18 protein-coding genes are annotated in these 17,361 nt (G+C 58.8%); 7 read left to right on the top strand and 11 right to left on the bottom strand.

Features of this window, described 5'->3' with window-relative positions; translation table 11 throughout:
- Nucleotides 1-20: 20 nt before the first annotated feature.
- Together arfB and lysM are read left to right on the top strand one after the other, a co-directional pair.
- Nucleotides 21-455 carry an alternative ribosome rescue aminoacyl-tRNA hydrolase ArfB gene (gene arfB / locus EXN68_RS17585; protein ID WP_142842105.1) on the top strand — a complete coding sequence of 145 codons (435 nt, stop codon included), beginning with the start codon at nt 21-23 and terminating at the stop codon, nt 453-455.
- An 86-nt stretch (nt 456-541) separates the two neighbouring features.
- Nucleotides 542-991: a peptidoglycan-binding protein LysM gene (gene lysM / locus EXN68_RS17580; RefSeq protein ID WP_142842104.1), complete on the top strand. Its 450-nt coding sequence runs from the start codon at nt 542-544 to the stop codon at nt 989-991.
- A gap of 42 nt (nt 992-1,033) precedes the next feature.
- Here the strand turns inward: lysM and coaA are convergent, their stop codons facing one another.
- Genes coaA through hisB form a run of 7 tightly spaced genes read right to left on the bottom strand, consistent with a single transcriptional unit; the run spans nt 1,034 to nt 5,654 of the window.
- Complete coding sequence (gene coaA / locus EXN68_RS17575) at nt 1,034-2,035, bottom strand: type I pantothenate kinase (RefSeq protein WP_193559532.1); 1,002 nt, start codon at nt 2,033-2,035, stop codon at nt 1,034-1,036.
- On the bottom strand, nt 2,032-2,355 hold the full coding sequence (locus tag EXN68_RS17570) for a phosphoribosyl-ATP diphosphatase (RefSeq protein ID WP_142842102.1): 324 nt from the start codon (nt 2,353-2,355) through the stop codon (nt 2,032-2,034). Before EXN68_RS17570 ends, coaA begins: the two co-directional genes overlap by 4 nt.
- Before the next feature lie 15 nt (nt 2,356-2,370).
- Nucleotides 2,371-3,147 (bottom strand): imidazole glycerol phosphate synthase subunit HisF, encoded by a 777-nt coding sequence (gene hisF, locus EXN68_RS17565; RefSeq protein ID WP_142842101.1) that lies wholly within the window; start codon nt 3,145-3,147, stop codon nt 2,371-2,373.
- Nucleotides 3,144-3,887, bottom strand: coding sequence for a 1-(5-phosphoribosyl)-5-[(5-phosphoribosylamino)methylideneamino]imidazole-4-carboxamide isomerase (gene hisA, locus EXN68_RS17560; protein WP_142842100.1), 744 nt, complete (start codon nt 3,885-3,887; stop codon nt 3,144-3,146). Before hisA ends, hisF begins: the two co-directional genes overlap by 4 nt.
- A 1-nt stretch (nt 3,888) precedes the next feature.
- Nucleotides 3,889-4,539: an imidazole glycerol phosphate synthase subunit HisH gene (hisH, locus tag EXN68_RS17555; protein ID WP_142842099.1), complete on the bottom strand. Its 651-nt coding sequence runs from the start codon at nt 4,537-4,539 to the stop codon at nt 3,889-3,891.
- 1 nt (nt 4,540) lies between these two features.
- Nucleotides 4,541-5,035, bottom strand: coding sequence for a DUF2628 domain-containing protein (locus tag EXN68_RS17550; protein ID WP_142842098.1), 495 nt, complete (start codon nt 5,033-5,035; stop codon nt 4,541-4,543).
- Between the two features lie 22 nt (nt 5,036-5,057).
- Entirely contained in the window at nt 5,058-5,654 is a 597-nt protein-coding gene (gene hisB, locus EXN68_RS17545) for an imidazoleglycerol-phosphate dehydratase HisB (RefSeq protein ID WP_142842097.1), read from the bottom strand.
- Between the two features lie 201 nt (nt 5,655-5,855).
- Here hisB and hslV point away from each other — a divergent pair, with 201 nt between their 5' ends.
- From hslV to EXN68_RS17525, 4 genes are all read left to right on the top strand, one after another.
- Nucleotides 5,856-6,380, top strand: coding sequence for an ATP-dependent protease subunit HslV (hslV, locus tag EXN68_RS17540; protein ID WP_142842096.1), 525 nt, complete (start codon nt 5,856-5,858; stop codon nt 6,378-6,380).
- A 75-nt stretch (nt 6,381-6,455) separates the two neighbouring features.
- Complete coding sequence (hslU, locus tag EXN68_RS17535) at nt 6,456-7,763, top strand: ATP-dependent protease ATPase subunit HslU (protein WP_142842095.1); 1,308 nt, start codon at nt 6,456-6,458, stop codon at nt 7,761-7,763.
- Nucleotides 7,764-7,954: 191 nt separating this feature from the next.
- Nucleotides 7,955-8,920: a DUF1402 family protein gene (locus EXN68_RS17530; protein ID WP_142842094.1), complete on the top strand. Its 966-nt coding sequence runs from the start codon at nt 7,955-7,957 to the stop codon at nt 8,918-8,920.
- Nucleotides 8,921-9,039: 119 nt separating this feature from the next.
- Nucleotides 9,040-11,208, top strand: a complete 2,169-nt coding sequence (locus tag EXN68_RS17525) for a malate synthase G (RefSeq protein ID WP_142842093.1) — start codon at nt 9,040-9,042, stop codon at nt 11,206-11,208.
- Nucleotides 11,209-11,287: 79 nt separating this feature from the next.
- On the opposite strand, the gene EXN68_RS17520 is transcribed toward EXN68_RS17525, so the two are convergent.
- Nucleotides 11,288-12,001: a L,D-transpeptidase gene (locus tag EXN68_RS17520; protein ID WP_046799744.1), complete on the bottom strand. Its 714-nt coding sequence runs from the start codon at nt 11,999-12,001 to the stop codon at nt 11,288-11,290.
- A 183-nt stretch (nt 12,002-12,184) separates the two neighbouring features.
- Here EXN68_RS17520 and EXN68_RS17515 point away from each other — a divergent pair, with 183 nt between their 5' ends.
- A complete protein-coding gene (locus EXN68_RS17515; RefSeq protein WP_004444350.1) occupies nt 12,185-12,670 on the top strand; it encodes an MmcB family DNA repair protein in 486 nt (161 codons plus the stop codon).
- Here EXN68_RS17515 and EXN68_RS17510 read toward each other — a convergent pair whose 3' ends face one another.
- The 3 genes from EXN68_RS17510 to hrpB all read right to left on the bottom strand — a co-directional run bounded on the left by EXN68_RS17510 (nt 12,671) and on the right by hrpB (nt 17,154).
- On the bottom strand, nt 12,671-13,258 hold the full coding sequence (locus EXN68_RS17510) for an ActR/PrrA/RegA family redox response regulator transcription factor (RefSeq protein WP_065114473.1): 588 nt from the start codon (nt 13,256-13,258) through the stop codon (nt 12,671-12,673). It lies immediately after the preceding gene.
- A 72-nt stretch (nt 13,259-13,330) separates the two neighbouring features.
- The gene (actS, locus tag EXN68_RS17505; RefSeq protein ID WP_142842367.1) at nt 13,331-14,638 is read right to left on the bottom strand and encodes a two-component system sensor histidine kinase ActS; all 1,308 of its coding nucleotides are present in this window, start codon (nt 14,636-14,638) and stop codon (nt 13,331-13,333) included.
- 29 nt (nt 14,639-14,667) lie between these two features.
- Nucleotides 14,668-17,154 (bottom strand): ATP-dependent helicase HrpB, encoded by a 2,487-nt coding sequence (gene hrpB / locus EXN68_RS17500; protein WP_142842092.1) that lies wholly within the window; start codon nt 17,152-17,154, stop codon nt 14,668-14,670.
- Between the last annotated feature and the right edge of the window lie 207 nt (nt 17,155-17,361).

The raw sequence follows: 17,361 nt of genomic DNA, 5'->3' as shown, positions 1-17,361 counted from the left end.
CACCGGCGCGGAGAAAGATCATGGCCAGCGACCCGCTTTATATCAGCAACCGTATCACTATCGCCGGCTGGGAGCTGACGGAGCAATTCGTGCTGGCCGGTGGGCCGGGCGGCCAGAACGTCAACAAGGTCTCGACGGCGGTTCAGTTGTTTTTCGACATCGCCAATTCACCGTCCCTGTCCGATCGGGTGAAGGTGAATGCCCTGCGCCTGGGGGGGCGACGTGTTTCGAAAGATGGCGTGCTGATGATCGAGGCAAGCCGGTTTCGCAGCCAGGAGCGCAATCGCGAAGATGCGCGTGAGCGGCTGAAGGAGCTGATCCTCGAAGCCGCCGCCCCGCCTCCGCCAGTGCGCAAGGCCACCAAACCCACCAAGGGATCAGTCGAGCGCCGTCTGAAGGCAAAATCCGGCCGTTCCGATGTCAAGAAAATGCGCGGTAAGCCTTCGGGGGACTAGGTGGCAATCCTGCGCGAAATCTTTCGCCCTTGTCATAGAGCTTCAAATATCGTCTGGTAATCCTCCCTACAACCAAGGAGGGTGCTATGGGTCTGTTCAATTTCATCAAGGAAGCGGGAAAAAAGCTTGGTATCGGCGGCGATGACGCACCTGATGTCGATGCGGTCAAAAAGGAACTCGCTTCCCACGATCTCGGCACGGACAAGGTTCAGGTCGAGGTGGTGGACGACAAGGTCGTTCTGAAGGGCGAAGTGGCCGATCAGTCTGTTTTCGAAAAGGCGGTCATTGCAGTCGGCAATACGCTCGGCATTTCCAAGGTCGAGGCCGGTGAACTGAAAGTGGCCGAAGCCCCGGCAAAAGAACCCGTCTTCTACACCGTCAAGAAGGGCGACAATCTCTGGAAGATTGCCGAAGCCCAGTACGGCAAGGCAAATGGCGCGAAAAACAACATTATCTTCGAAGCCAACAAGCCAATGCTGACCCATCCCGACAAGATTTATCCCGGCCAGGTTCTGCGTATCCCCGACCTCGCATAATAACGGGTTAGCCACTGGAGATGCCGCCCACGCGCGGCATCTTTACAGTTTGCGAAGCGCCACCGTATCGATCAGGTGGTTCTTTCCCTTTCGCAGAATAAGGTCCGCACGCGGGCGCGTCGGAACAATGTTCTGGCGCAGGTTCTTCAGGTTGATGTTCTGCCAGAGACCCTCGGCAATGCTGAGCGCCGCTTCTTCACTGATCGACGCATAACGGTTGAAGAATGAATTGGGATCGCGGAAAGCCGTGTTTCTCAGATTCATGAACCGGTTCACATACCAGTTGTGAATGAAATCCTCGTCGGCATCGATATAGATCGAGAAATCGAAGAAGTCGGAAACGATGGGCACGATCCGCCCGCCCGCCGGCAGGTCCCGCGATTGCAGCACATTGATGCCCTCGAAAATAAGGATATCCGGCTGGTCGATGACGGTGAACTCGTTCGGCAGCACGTCATAGGTCAGATGCGAATAACGCGGCGCTTTCACATTCGGCTGGCCCGCCTTGATGGCCGACAGGAAGCGTAACAGCGCGCCGATATCGTAGCTTTCCGGAAAGCCCTTGCGCTCCATAAGGTTTTCACGCCGCAGCACCTCATTCGGATAGAGAAATCCGTCCGTGGTGATGAGATCGACCTTCGGGCTGGAGGGCCAGCGCGCCAGAAGCTCTTTCAGGATACGCGCCGTCGTTGATTTTCCAACCGCGACTGAACCGGCAATGCCGATGACGAATGGCGTCTTGTTGACATCCCCCATGTTGAGAAAGCGGTTGCGCTGCTCGAAAAGCAGTTGCGATGCTTCCACATGCGAAGATAGCAGGCGCGACAGCGACAGATAGATGCGCCGCACTTCGTCCAGATCAATCGGATCATCAAGCGAGCGCAGCCGTTTGACCTCGTCGGCGGAAAGCGTCAGTGGCGTATCGGCGCGAAATTTCGCCCATTCTTCCGAACTGAAGAAGTGGTAGGGCGAATATTCATCGGGCCGGAAATGATCGATTGTGCTCGGCATGCCTCTCTCCCCACTGCCTGCCGTGACATTCATGATTTGGGCCTCGCCGCCTTTTCCGCAAGGCCGGTCTGGCCCGTCCGGCGCTCCAGCTCGGCAAAAACGTCGCTCAAGGGAATGTCGGCGATCTTCAGTACTACCAGCAGATGGTAAAGCAGGTCGGCGGCTTCATTCTTCAGCCCGTCGCGGTCTTTCGCGATGGCAGCGATGACAGCTTCCACTGCCTCTTCGCCCAGTTTTTTAGCCGCCCGTTCCTGCCCGGCCGCGACGAGTTTGGCCGTCCAGGATTCGTCAGGAGATGCAGCGGCGCGGGTTGCGACGATGCGTTCCAGATCGGAAAGGGAAAATGCGCTCATGAGATGTTCCTGCAATCAGTCGAGACGCATGGCGATGCCATGCTCGGCCATGTAGCTCTTGGCTTGCCCGATCGAATAGGTGCCGAAGTGGAAGATGGAGGCGGCGAGCACCGCCGTCGCGTGACCATCACGAACGCCTGCCACCAGATCATCCAGCGTGCCGACGCCGCCAGAAGCGATGACGGGTACACGAACCTGATCGGCAATACTGCGCGTCAAGCCGATATCATAGCCGCTCTTGGTGCCGTCGCGATCCATCGAGGTAACGAGCAATTCACCTGCGCCGCGCTCCACCATCTTGATGGCAAACTCCACGGCGTCGATCCCGGTTGGCTGGCGTCCGCCATGGGTGAAGATTTCCCAACGGTCGACTTCTCCGTCCTTGGAAACCCGCTTGGCATCGATGGAAACGACGATGCACTGGTTGCCAAACTTGTCGGCAGCCTGCGCCACGAAATCCGGATCCTTGACCGCTGCGGAATTGATCGAGACCTTGTCGGCGCCGCATAGAAGCAGCTTGCGAATATCCGCAACGCTGCGAACCCCACCACCAACCGTTACCGGCATGAAACAATGATCGGCCGTGCGCGAAACCACCTCGAAGATCGTGTCGCGATTATCCGAGGAGGCGGTAATATCGAGAAAGCAGAGTTCATCGGCTCCCGCTGCATCATAGGCTTTCGCCGCCTCGACGGGATCGCCGGCATCGATCAGATCGACAAAGTTGACGCCCTTGACGACGCGGCCGTCCTTTACATCGAGGCAGGGAATAATACGGGCTTTGAGGGTCATGCGCTTACTTCCTTCGCAGCCTTGATGAGGGCAAGCGCCTCCGCGGGGTCGATACGCCCATCATATAGCGCGCGGCCTGAAATCGCACCTTCGAGCTTTGCGGCATCCGGCTGCAGCATGCGCTTGATGTCATCGATGGAGGCAAGGCCGCCGGACGCGATGACCGGAATGGAGACGGCATCCGCCAGTTCCAGGGTCGAGGCCCAGTTGATGCCGGCAAGAATGCCATCGCGATCGATATCGGTATAGATGATGGCGGCGACACCGGCACCCTCGAAGCGCCTGGCAAGTTCGATGACGCCGAGTTCGGAAGCTTCCGCCCAGCCTTCAACGGCAACCTTGCCGCCCTTGGCATCGATGCCGACGGCGACCTGGCCGGGGAAACGCTTGCAGGCTTCAATGACCAGAACCGGATCGCGCACCGCGACGGTGCCGAGAATGACACGGGCAAGCCCGCGGCTCAGCCACGCTTCAATGTGATCAAGCGTGCGGATGCCGCCGCCAAGCTGCACCGGGTTTTTCGTGGCTTTGAGAATGGCATCGACCGCCTCGCCATTCACGGTCTGGCCGGCGAAGGCGCCGTTGAGATCGACGACATGCAGCCATTCGAAGCCTTGGTCTTCGAAGGCCTTTGCCTGTGCACCGGGATCCTCGTTGTAAACGGTGGCCTGGTCCATATCACCAAGTTTCAGGCGAACGCACTGGCCGTCTTTAAGGTCGATTGCGGGAAAAAGAATCATGTCAGGGCTTCCAGCGCAGGAAATTGGAAATCAGGGCAAGGCCGAGCGTCTGGCTCTTTTCCGGGTGGAACTGCGCGCCCGCCATATTGTCACGACCTACGAAAGCCGTCATCGCGCCACCATAATTGGTGGTGACGATGACATCCGTCGAGTGCTTGGCCGCCAGATGATAGGAATGCACGAAATAGGCATGCAGCCCGTCCGCGCCGGTCTTGATGCCGTCAAACAGCGGGTGGGCGTGGCGGATTTCCAGCGTGTTCCAGCCGATCTGCGGGATTTTGAGGCTGGTATCGGAGGGCGTCATTTCCACGACGTCTCCCTCAATCCAGCCAAGCCCGGCACTGACGGTCTTTTCCAGGCCGCGTGAGGACATCAGCTGCATGCCGACGCAGATGCCGAGGAAGGGGTGGGCTTTTTTCTCGACGGCTTCGACAAGCGCCTCATGCATGCCGGGAACGGCATCAAGACCGGCGCGGCAATCCGCATAGGCGCCGACACCAGGCAGGACGATACGGTCCGCCGTAGCGACGTGATCCGGCCTGTCGGTCAGATCGATGGTGGCATTGATGCCGGCCTCACGGGCGGCACGCTCGAAAGCTTTGGTGGCCGAACGCAAATTGCCCGAACCGTAGTCGATGATCGCGACACGCATGTCAGCGCCTTCCATTCAAGTCGAAAAGAAACGATCCGGCGGGATCGTTGACGAAGTTTTTGCCACCGTTCTTCTGCGGCGAAGGGGTCCAGACCGGCTGTGAAAGCTGTTCCGTCGTTTCCGTGTTTTCTGAGAGTTTGGAGAAATATATGTCTTCCGCACTCGAAAGATCAGGGGCGGCGATGATCGATGTCATCTTCCAGCCTTTTCGGATCAAGTGCCGCACGAGAAAATCGCGTCCCTCCAGTGCGGTGATAAGGGAAATGGCAAAGCCGCACAGAATGCCGACCGGTTCGAATCCGGGTAACATTGATGCCTGACCGGCCAGAACGAGGGCGATAAAAACGACCACCGCCGCCAGCCACGCGCGGTTGATCGCGAGCCACAACCACGGCGCAATCAGAGCCAGCCAGACGAAACGGTCTGCAATGAAACGGGTCGTTTTGTGGTCCCTGTCCGGCCCGTTTCGGGCTTCCAGAACGAGATAGCTTGTCATGGGCTTCCTGACAGCTTTGGCGTCAGGCCAGCATACCCTTTGTGGAGGGAACGCGGCCTGCCTGCCGGGGGTCGATCTCGGTTGCCGTACGAAGAACGCGGGCAACGGCCTTGAAGCATGTTTCGGCGATATGATGGTTGTTGGCGCCGTAATGGTTCAGGATATGCAGCGTAATACCGGCATTCTGGGCCAGCGCCTGAAAGAACTCGCGCACCAGTTCCGTGTCGAAAGTGCCGATCTTCGGTGCGGAAAAATTGACGTTCCAGACGAGAAAGGGCCGGCCGGAAATATCGACGGCAGCCTTGGTCATCGTCTCGTCCATGGCAAGATCAAGCGAGGCATAACGGGTAATGCCGCGACGGTCACCCAGCGCCTTGGCAATCGCCTGGCCGATGGCGATGCCAGTATCTTCCACGGTGTGATGGTCATCGATATGCAGGTCGCCCTTGACCTCGATGTGCATGTCGATCAGCGAATGGCGGCTCAGCTGGTCCAGCATATGGTCGAAAAATCCCACGCCGGTGGAAATTGTCGACTTGCCGGTGCCGTCGATATCCACACGCACCGAAACCGAAGTCTCGTTGGTGGTGCGGATAATCTCGCCTTTACGTTCTGCCATTTTGGCCGCTCCGTGAAAATGTTGCCGTTCCTTATCAGCACGGGACACAAATATCCAGTTGTTCCATCATCTTGCCCGACATGCCGAAAACGGTGCGTCGCCTCGAAGATTGCAATCGCGAAAAGCAAACTTACATAGAACTCGAGAAGGGCTGCATACCGGCCCGTTAACCGCAGGCCCGACAGGGCAGACAGGTGTTTGATGACAACGATTATTACAGTCAGAAAAGGCGGCAAGGTCGTCATGGCTGGCGATGGTCAGGTAAGCCTCGGCCAGACCGTCATGAAGGGCAATGCCCGCAAGGTTCGCCGCATCGGCAAGGGTGAAGTAATTGCCGGTTTTGCCGGCGCGACCGCGGATGCCTTCACGCTGCTTGACCGTCTTGAAAAGAAACTAGAGCAATATCCGGGCCAGCTGATGCGCGCCGCAGTCGAGCTCGCCAAGGATTGGCGCACGGACAAATATCTGCGCAATCTCGAAGCCATGATGCTGGTCGCTGATAAATCCACCACGCTTGCCATCACCGGCAATGGTGATGTGCTGGAGCCGGAGCACGGCGCGATCGCCATTGGTTCCGGCGGCAACTACGCCTTTGCGGCTGCCCGCGCCATGATGGACACGGACAAGTCGGCCGAAGACGTAGCGCGCCAGGCGCTCGATATCGCCGCCGATATCTGCGTTTATACCAACCATAATCTCGTCGTCGAAATGCTCGACGCCGAATAAGCGAATTTTCTCAACCATGGGTCCTGTGGGCCGGGCCGGAATGGCCGGCCGGAACAGGAAAGCCGAGAGGATAGAATGACCACTTTTTCACCCCGGGAAATTGTCTCGGAACTGGACCGCCACATCATCGGCCAGCATGATGCGAAACGTGCGGTCGCGATCGCACTGCGCAACCGCTGGCGTCGCCAGCAGCTCGATGAGAGCCTGCGCGATGAAGTGATGCCCAAGAATATTCTGATGATCGGGCCGACCGGTGTCGGCAAGACGGAGATTTCCCGTCGCCTGGCAAAGTTGGCCGGCGCCCCGTTCATCAAGGTCGAGGCGACCAAGTTCACCGAAGTCGGTTATGTCGGCCGCGATGTCGAACAGATCATCCGCGATCTCGTGGAAATCGGTATAGGCCTCGTGCGTGAAAAGAAGCGCGCAGAAGTACAGGCCAAGGCGCATGCCAGCGCTGAAGAACGGGTACTCGATGCGCTTGTCGGTACGACCGCGTCGCCCGGCACCCGCGAAAGCTTCCGCAAAAAGCTGCGTGATGGCGAGTTGGACGACAAGGAAATTGATATCGAGGTTGCCGATAGCGGATCGGGCATGCCCGGTTTCGAAATTCCCGGCATGCCGGGCGCCAATATCGGCGTCCTCAACCTGTCGGAAATGTTCGGCAAGGCCATGGGCGGACGCACCAAGAAAGTGCGCACCACGGTCTCGAAATCCTATACCGATCTCGTCCGCGATGAATCCGACAAGCTGCTCGACAATGAAATGATCCAGCGCGAAGCAGTGAAGTCGGTGGAAAATGACGGCATCGTCTTCCTCGACGAGATCGACAAGATCGCGGCGCGCGATGGCGGCATGGGCGCTGGCGTTTCGCGTGAAGGCGTGCAGCGTGACCTCCTGCCGCTTGTCGAAGGCACGACGGTTTCGACGAAATACGGCCCTGTCAAAACCGATCACGTCCTGTTCATCGCGTCAGGCGCGTTCCATGTGGCAAAGCCATCCGATCTTTTGCCGGAGCTTCAGGGCCGCCTGCCGATCCGCGTTGAGCTGAAGCCGCTGACCAAGGAGGATTTCCGCCGGATCCTCACCGAAACGGAAGCAAGCCTCATCCGCCAGTACAAGGCGCTGATGGCGACGGAAGAACTCGATCTTGATTTCACCGATGATGCGATTGACGCTTTGGCCGATGTGGCCGTTCATCTCAATTCGTCGGTTGAGAATATCGGTGCGCGTCGTCTGCAGACGGTGATGGAGCGGGTTCTGGACGAGATTTCCTTCAACGCGCCGGATCGCGGTGGGTCTGCCATCAAGATCGATCAGGAATACGTCAAAAAACATGTCGGCGATCTGGCCGCCGATACGGATTTGTCGCGTTATATTCTCTGAAGACTTCAGGGAGAACGAAAGAAGAGTGCGGCCATATTTGCCGCACTCTTTTATTTTATCTGCCTCATCTCGCATTCAGCCCGCATTTTGTTTATGGGAAGGGCTGCATTCCGGTTGGAACCGCTTTCGTGGAATGGTCTGGTTTTCCTCTTTCGCAGGGAAGCCACAGGCTTGAGAAAAGGCATTCGCTCGTGCGCAAAACTCTTCTGGCATTTGCCGCTGCTTTGACGTTCACCGTCGTCTCGTCTTCTTACGTCGAGGCCGCAACGGTCGTTCCGCCGGGCAATCGCAATGCCGAACAGCCCGGTGTCCCCGGTGCTTCCGCGCGCAGGACGAAGGCGTCCAACAGCTCTTTCGAACGTAAATATCAGAAGGTGATCGACCTCTTGTCCTCCGACAAGGCGCTGATCGCCAAGATCAAGTCGACGGCCGGGCGCTACGGCATCGATCCGATCCATATGATCGGTGCGATCGTCGGCGAGCATACTTATAATGTCGATGCCTATGACCGGCTGCAATCCTACTATGTCAAAGCCGCCTCCTATGCCGGCAGCAGCTTCCGTTTCGGGTATAAGGACGAAACCATCGCGCAGTTTCTGACGCGCTCGCAATTTACCAAATGTCAGTCGAAGAAGGATTCCTACGGCCTTTGGAACTGTCGGGAAGATGTCTGGGACGACAGCTTCCGCGGCAGGACGGTGGATGGCGTCGCCTATCCGAACAACCGTTTCAGCGCCGTATTTTTCCAGCCCTTCTATGCCGGGCAGACCTTCGGTCTCGGCCAGATCAACCCGCTGACGGCGCTGATGTTGTCCGATATGGTGTCGAAAACGTCGGGCTATGACAGGTTGGACGAGAACGACGCCACAGCCGTCTATACCGCCATCATGGACCCTGATCGTTCGCTGGCCTTTATGGCCGCCTCCATCCGCAAGTCGATCGACGATTACAGATCGATTGCCGATATGGATATTTCGAAAAATCCCGGCGTCACCTCCACGCTTTATAATGTTGGCGGCTCGCAGCAGCGCGCGGCCGCTCTCGCCCAGAAGAACCGCCAGCGCGCCGCAGGCGGGGAGCAGCCCCTGATGCCCGAAGAAAACTATTACGGCTGGCTGGTGAATGACCGCATCAAGGACTTGCAGGCGCTTTTGTAGAAAAAGACGACTATCGGCCGCATTGTTTCCAAAATGGAAATAATATTTGGCTGCCTGCCGCAATTGACGAGCGCCCTCTTCAACGTCCAATCTGGACGCCTAGAATAGAGGAGGCGCATGTGAGCCGCACGAATAAATTCGGTCTTTCTATCGATGACAAGCTTTATGCTTTTTTGACGGATGAAGTGCTGCCGGGCACGGGTCTGGACAGCGAGGCTTTCTTCGAAGGCTTCTCGGCCATCGTCCACGAGCTTTCTCCGAAGAACCGCGAATTGCTGGCAAAGCGCGATGCGCTGCAGGAAAAACTGGATGGCTGGTACCGGCAGAACGGCGCTCCGGTGGATTTTGCTGTCTATGAGGGCTTTCTGAAGGAAATCGGTTACCTGCTGCCGGAAGGCCCCGGCTTCCAGGTGGAAACCGGCAATGTCGATCCGGAAATTGCTGCCGTCGCCGGCCCGCAACTCGTTGTTCCGGTGATGAACGCGCGTTATGCGCTGAATGCCGCCAATGCCCGCTGGGGTTCGCTTTACGACGCGCTTTACGGCACCGATGCCATCTCCGATGCTGATGGTGCGGAAAAGGGCAGGGGCTACAATCCGAAGCGCGGCGAAAAGGTCATCACCTGGGCGCGCAACTTCCTCGATGAATCGGCGCCGCTCGAAACGGCAGGCTGGTCCGATGTGTCAGGCTTCAAGATCGTTGACGGCCTGTTGCAGCTTGCAATCGGCGACGCCACGACGGGGTTGAAGGACGCTGCACAATTCAAGGGCTTTACCGGTGAGGCGGAAAAGCCGGAAACGATCCTGCTCGGCAGGAACGGTTTGCACACCGAGATCGTCATTGATCCGTCGACGGAAATCGGCAAGGGCGACAAGGCGGGCATCTCCGATGTCATTCTCGAATCCGCGCTGACGACCATCATGGATTGTGAAGATTCGGTCGCTGCCGTCGATGCGGAAGACAAGGTTCTGGTTTACGGCAACTGGCTTGGCCTGATGCGCGGCGATCTGACGGAGGAGGTTGCGAAGGGTGGCAAGACCTTCACGCGCAGACTGAATCCGGATCGTTATTATACCGCGCCCAATGGTTCGGCGCTTACTTTGCCGGGTCGCTCGCTGATGTTGGTGCGCAATGTCGGTCATCTCATGACCAATCCGGCAATCTTCGACAGGGATGGCCGCGAGGTTCCGGAAGGCATCATGGATGCTGTCGTCACCGCACTGATCGCGCTTTACGATGTCGGTCCGTCCGGGCGGCGGCACAATTCCCGCGCCGGCTCCATGTATGTCGTCAAGCCGAAGATGCACGGGCCAGAGGAAGTCGCTTTCGCCAGCGAGATATTCTCGCGCGTCGAAAATCTTGTCGGCGTGGCGCCGAACACCATGAAGATGGGCATCATGGATGAAGAGCGCCGCACCACGGTTAACCTCAAGGAAAGTATCCGTGCTGCGAAGGATCGCGTTGTCTTCATCAACACCGGCTTCCTCGACCGCACGGGCGACGAAATCCACACCTCGATGGAAGCGGGGCCGATGATCCGCAAGGCCGACATGAAGCAGGCCGCCTGGATCGCGGCTTACGAGAACTGGAACGTCGATATTGGTCTGGAATGCGGCCTTTCCGGCCACGCGCAGATCGGCAAGGGCATGTGGGCCATGCCGGACCTGATGGCGGCGATGCTGGAGCAGAAGATCGCGCATCCGAAAGCGGGCGCCAATACCGCCTGGGTGCCGTCGCCGACGGCGGCGACGCTGCATGCCACGCATTATCACAAGGTCGATGTCGCCGCCGTTCAGGAAGGCTTGAAAAGCCGAGGTCGCGCGAAGCTTTCCGATATTCTGTCGGTGCCGGTCGCGCCGCGTCCCAATTGGACGCCGGAGGAAATCCAGCGCGAACTCGACAATAATGCGCAGGGCATTCTGGGATATGTCGTGCGCTGGGTCGATCAGGGTGTCGGTTGCTCCAAGGTGCCTGACATCAACAATGTCGGACTGATGGAAGATCGAGCGACGCTGCGCATCTCCGCACAGCACATGGCGAACTGGCTGCGCCATGGCGTGGTGACGGAAGGGCAGATCGTTGAGACAATGAAGCGCATGGCTGCCGTAGTCGACGGGCAGAATGCCGCCGACGCTGCCTATCTGCCGATGGCGTCCGATTTTGAAGGATCGATCGCATTTCAGGCGGCTGTCGAGCTTGTGCTGAAGGGCCGCGAACAGCCGAATGGCTACACAGAACCGGTCCTGCACCGCCGCCGTCTGGAACTGAAGGCGAAGCAATCAGCCTGAAACCGAGCCAGGCGTTTAGATAAATAAAAAAGCCGCCGGGAAATTCCACGGCGGCTTTTTCTTTGTCTTCTATCTGATCTTACTGGATCACGACGACCTTGGAGCTGCGGCCCGGGCGGACACGGCTGTAAAGATCCATGACATCCTGGTTGATCATGCGGATGCAGCCGGAAGAGGCGGCGGTGCCGATCGAAGCCCATTCGGGCGAACCATGGATGCGGAACAGCGTATCCTGTCCCTTTTCGTTAAAGAGATACATGGCGCGTGCGCCGAGCGGGTTGGACAGGCCGGGGCCCATGCCTGCTTCGACATATTTCGCGACTTCCGGCTTGCGGTCCGCCATTTCCTTCGGCGGATGCCACATCGGCCATTCCTGCTTCCAGGCAACATAGGCCTCACCGGCCCAGGCAAAACCTGCCTTGCCAACGCCGATGCCGTAACGGACGGCGCGGTTACCGGACAGGATATAATAAAGGTAACGATCGCGCGTATTGACGATGATCGTGCCGGGACGTTCGTTCGTCTGGAACTCAACGATCTGACGACGGAACTTCTCGTTTACGCGATTGATCGGAATGGCCGGCAGCGCATAGCCCGCATCGGTCACAGGACCGTATACGTCATTGAAAATCTGGACGGTTTCGACCTTCGCCGGAACGGGGTCGGCAACCGGCACTGACGCCGCGATCTTGCCGGATGTCGGGCGAGTTGATTGGGAGGTGGTTTCAGCGCAGCCGGCCAGAGCCAGTGCTGCCGTCAGACCAAGTGCGGTCAATGAAGTACGGATGCGCATGTTGTTCTCGCGGAAAATTCGCCAAATTGTGCGAAGGAGTAGGCTTAATTGGATAAATCGGTTATTTTCCATTCAGCCGCTCTTGGCAAGCCGTTGCGCCGCCGCGAGACGGTCGCGCATTTAAAATTACCGGTTGATTGCCTTTTTGCAACAATAGGCCAAACGCTTCAGCAGCCTTTATCCATGACTATTCTTTCCGTTACCAACAATAATCCCTTAATAGACGGCCGCCAGTCGGACAAGGCGATGCTGGTGCGTCGGGGCGTTCAGGTCCTTTTGCACGAGATGCGTCATTCTGTACTGCCGGAGCTGCCGCTTGCGAGCGGACGAAGGGCGGATCTCATCAGCCTGTCGGTCAAGGGGGAGATCTGGATCATCGAAATCAAATCTTCGATCGAGGATTTTCGTGTCGATCGCAAATGGCCGGAATACCGATTGCATTGCGACCGGCTGTTTTTCGCCACCCATCCGGAAGTGCCGACCGATATCTTTCCGGAAGAGTGCGGATTGATCCTTTCGGATGGATATGGTGCCCATATGCTTCGCGATGCGCCGGAGCATAAATTGCCGCCGGCGACCCGCAAATCGGTGATGCTGGATTTCTCGAGAACCGCTGCAACCCGGTTGATGCTGGCGGAATGGACGACCGGGCGCAGCTTCGGAGAGTGATTACTTCGGTGCGCGCTTGGCGAGAATGCGCTGCAAGGTGCGCCGGTGCATGTTGAGACGGCGGGCGGTCTCTGAGACGTTGCGTTCGCACATTTCATAAACGCGCTGAATATGCTCCCACCGCACCCGGTCGGCTGACATGGGGTTCTCAGGGACTTCGGTCTTTTCGCCCTTGCGCTGCGTCAGGGCATTAAAGACATCGTCCGCATCGGCGGGTTTGGCCAGATAATCCAGCGCTCCAAGCTTCACGGCGGTAACGGCGGTTGCGATGTTGCCATAACCGGTCAGAACGACGATCTGCGTATCGTCCCGGTTCTGCCTGATGGCTTCGATTACTTCCAGTCCGTTGCCATCGGCAAGCCGCAGATCGACCACCGCATATTTAGGCGGTGCGGCCTTGGAGCGGGCAATACCATCGCTGACCGTCTCGGCAGTGTCGACGGCAAAGCCGCGCGTTTCCATTGCCCGGGCAAGCCGGCGCAGAAACGGGCCGTCATCATCGACGATCAGCAGAGATTTGTCGGGTCCGATGGGGTCGATATCGTCCGCAGGTGCGCTGGTGGTTGGGGTCTGGTCTTCTGTCTTCATGTTTCCGGCCTTCCGGCAACTTCGTCGGCTTTGTTTCTTCTTCTTATCGCCGCTTCAACGTGGATGGTAAAGTCAACGGTTTCTTTTATCGTCCATAAGCGCGCGAGGCCAGATGATTGTGACCCGCGCCCCGGTTTTGCTGGAGCCGCGATTTTCGAAGGTAACGGCGGCGCCGGATCGCTCAAGCAGTGTCTTGGCGATAAAAAGGCCAAGTCCCAGCCCGCCCGCCCGGGTGTCGTTGTGCCGTTCCGTCACATAGGGCTCGCCGATACGGGCAAGCACGTCATGGGCATAACCCGGCCCATCATCCTCGATGAGGACCGCGACATTCTGCGAATCATGCTCCACCGTCACCGTCACCTTCTCCCGCGCATAGTCCACGCCGTTTTCGATGAGGTTGCCCAGTCCGTAGATGATGCCGGCGTTGCGAATGCCGACCGGTTCGTCGGCCCGGTTGCTCTTTTCCACGAGCTCAAGGCGAATGCCGAATTCCCGGTGCGGCGCCATCACCTCCTCGATCAGCGAAGACAGCGGCAGGCGACGCATATGTTCCTCATTATCGGCGGATAGCGATGTGAGGCGGCGCAGAATATCGCGGCACCTTTCACTCTGGCTGCGCAGCAGCGCTATGTCTTCGCCATATTTTTCATCATTTCCAAGCTCGCGTTCCATTTCCTTGGCGACAACGCTGATGGTCGCAAGCGGCGTGCCGAGCTCATGCGCTGCGGCGGCTGCCAGCCCATCCAGCTGCGAGAGGTGTTTTTCCCGCTCCAGCACCAGTTCGGTTGCAGCCAGCGCGTCCGCCAGCTGATTGGCCTCATGCGAAACGCGATAGGCATAAAAGGCCGCAAAGGATGTGGTGGCGATGATCGCGACCCAGGTACCGACATGCAGCAGAAGCTGGATCGGCAAGACCTCGCCGGGATACCAGGGAACCGGAAACGGCGAAAAGGCGATCGCAGTCGAGCAGATGACGGCAAAAGCAAGAAGAATAAGCGAATGCCGCAGCGGCTGCGAGGCAAACGCGATGATGACCTGCACGCAGATCAGCGGCGCGAAAGGATTGGAAAGGCCGCCGGTAATATAGATCAGCGCCGTCAATTGCAGCAGGTCGAAGGCCAGCAGCAATGTCGCTTCCCAGGGTTCCAGGCGATAGGTGGAGGGAAAGCGGGCGGTGAGAAACAGGTTGGCAAGCGCCAGCGCCGCAATCAGCAGGCCGCAGGCCAGCAGCGGCAGGGGGAAGTTCAGCCCGAAAGCAACGAAAAGGATCGTCGCTGTCTGTCCGGCAACCGCCAGCCAACGCAGCCAGACAATCGTCTGCAGCCTTATTCTGCGGCTGGCGCGGCCAAGCCTTGTGGTTTCGATCGGATGACCAGCCACCTTCGTCTCCTTTACCCTATTCATCGTCGTCACGTTCCGCGCGGTTTCGCACGGCTGGTCGGCAGGGCCGCTGCCGGGTCCTCCGGCCATGGATGACGCGGATAACGCCCACGCATATCCGCCCGCACATCTTTCCACGATCCCGCCCAGAAACCGGGAAGATCGCGAGTGGTCTGTATCGGCCTGTGTGCGGGCGAGGTCAATTCCAGCAGTAGCGGCAAGCGCCCCTGCGCGATCGCGGGGTGCGACGTCAGCCCGAAAAGTTCCTGCACGCGAATGGAAAGGGTCGGTTCGCTGGCGTCGTAGCGGATTGGATGCCGCTGGCCCGTCGGCGCCTCGAAATGTGTCGGCGCTAGTCTTCCGAGGTCTCGCGCCACCTCGTGTGGCACGAGAGACATAATCCCTTCGGAAAGGCTGCCGGGTCGAATGTCCTGCAGGCTACGCGCACCGTGTTGGAAAGGAACGAACCAATCTTCAAGTCGCGAAAGCAATGCTGCATCGCTGACGTCCGGCCAGGGTTCACCGATGCTCGCGTTCAGAAAACCGATCCGGTCGCGCAGCTGCTGGGTTTCTTTCGAAAAGGGCAGAATGCCGATGCCGAATTCCTGAATGCCATTGGCCAGCGCCTGTGCGGCCTTTTCGCCTTCCGGGCGGGGCAGGGGCGTTTCATCGAGGATGATGGCGCCGAGGCGCGTGACCCGGCGCGCACGTGCCTGGCCGCTTGCCTTGTCAAAGAGCAACTGGTCCTGCTGAACGATAAGGTGCGGCATCCGCTCTTCTATATCGGCCCTGTCGATGCCTGCTGCCGCAAGGATGCGTGGCTGCACCGCTCGCCCGGTAATGTCGGCCACGACAAGCATCCTGCTCGCCGCCAGCCGCTCGGTCTCGGCAAGTTCGGCACCCCGGCCATTCGCCATCACATAACGGCCGCGTGCTCCGCGCTGAAGCGCGATCCTGTCCGGATAGGCGTGCAGCAGCAGCGGGCCGGCTTCGCTTGGCAATTCGGCTGCCGTCTTTATATCGCCAATCGCATCGAACAGCCTCGATGCCAGCTTGCGCGCCGCCTGCGCCCTTTCGCTCCTGTCGGAAACAAAACGCCGTAGCCGTTCATCAAGATCGAGATCGTTTCCGCCCAGCCCCTGTTCCGTCAGCATGACGGCGAGCATCGCCGCCTTTTTCCCTGCACCCTCGCTTGCCGCTGCAATCACCATCGCCGCCAGCCGTGGCGGTAGTGAAAGGCCGCGCATCAGGCGACCGCGCTGTGTCAGTGCGCCACTTTCATCGAGAGCGCCGAGATTTTTGAGAAGCGCCACCGATTCCTTAAGCGCTGCTTCAGGCGGCGTGTCCAGAAAGGCAAGCATGGAAGGATCGTGAACACCCCAATGGGCGAGATCCAGCGCAAGGCCGGAAAGATCATTCGCCAGAATTTGCGGTGGCGTAAAGGCATTAAGCGCCGCCGTCTGTCCCGGATGCCACAGGCGGATTGCCACGCCAGGTTCCGTTCGCCCCGCACGGCCCGCCCGCTGATCTGCGGAAGCCCGCGATACCCGGACGGTCTCCAGCCTCGTTATTCCCGTTGCCGGTTCGAACACGGGTAGTCGCTGCAATCCGCTGTCAATCACCACGCGCACACCGTCGATGGTGATCGAGGTTTCCGCGATGGAGGTGGCAAGCACGATCTTGCGTCGCCCGGCCGCCGCCGGCTTGATCGCTGCGTCCTGCTCCTTTTGTGACAGGTTACCGTAAAGCGGGATGACGTCCGTATCATTGGAAAAGCGCCCCTCCAGCCGTGCGGCCGTGCGGGTGATTTCCGCCTGCCCCGGCAGGAAAGCAAGGATGGAACCTGTTTCCGCCGCATGGGCTTCGATAATTGCCTTGGTGACTTTCTCTTCAACCGGCGCGCCCTGCCAGCGATCCTCATAGCGGATATCGATTGGGAATGTGCGGCCGAGGCTCTGAACCACTGGCGCGTCGCGCATCAGCGTGCTGATGCGGTCCACATCAAGGGTGGCGGACATAACGAGGATACGCAGATCGTCTCGCAATCCATCCTGAACGTCGAGTGCCAGAGCCAGACCGAAATCGCCGTCGAGTGAGCGTTCATGAAACTCGTCGAAAATCACCGCCGAAACGCCGGCAAGTTCCGGATCATCGAGAACCATTCGAGCAAACACCCCTTCGGTCACCACTTCTATCCGGGTTTTCGAAGAAATACGATTGTCAAGCCGCATGCGGTAGCCGACCGTTTCTCCTACGCTTTCATGTAACAGATCAGCCATGCGCCCGGCCGCGGCCCGCGCGGCAAGCCGGCGCGGTTCAAGAAGAATGATCTTGCCGTCGCCTCGCCATTCCTGCCGCAGCAGGTGAAGCGGGACCAGTGTCGTTTTGCCTGCGCCGGGAGGAGCCGAAAGAACCGCGCGCTTCGCGCCTGCCAGCGCATCGGCAATATCGCCAAGAACATCGCTGACGGGAAGCTCGGGCAAGTCGTTCTTTATTGGGGCTGGTGTTCTGGTCATGCGAAGAGGCCTGCGGCATTGGGTTGGTATATGAGCGTCTTCATGCCGTTCTAAAGCACGACCCGGCGCTTGGACAGCGGACTATGAGGGTTTCGCCAATGCGCTTCTGGCAAAAGCAAGATCGCTCGCGCCCTATCTCGCATGGGAGATGGAAGGGTCACATCGTGTGCTTGATGAAAACGGCGAAAGATTCCGCCTTCCCGCCAC

Origin of the sequence: Martinezella rhizogenes (genome assembly GCF_007002745.1) — a bacterium.
Lineage (GTDB): Bacteria > Pseudomonadota > Alphaproteobacteria > Rhizobiales > Rhizobiaceae > Agrobacterium > Agrobacterium cucumeris.
This window is presented reverse-complemented; position numbering and strand designations above follow the sequence as displayed.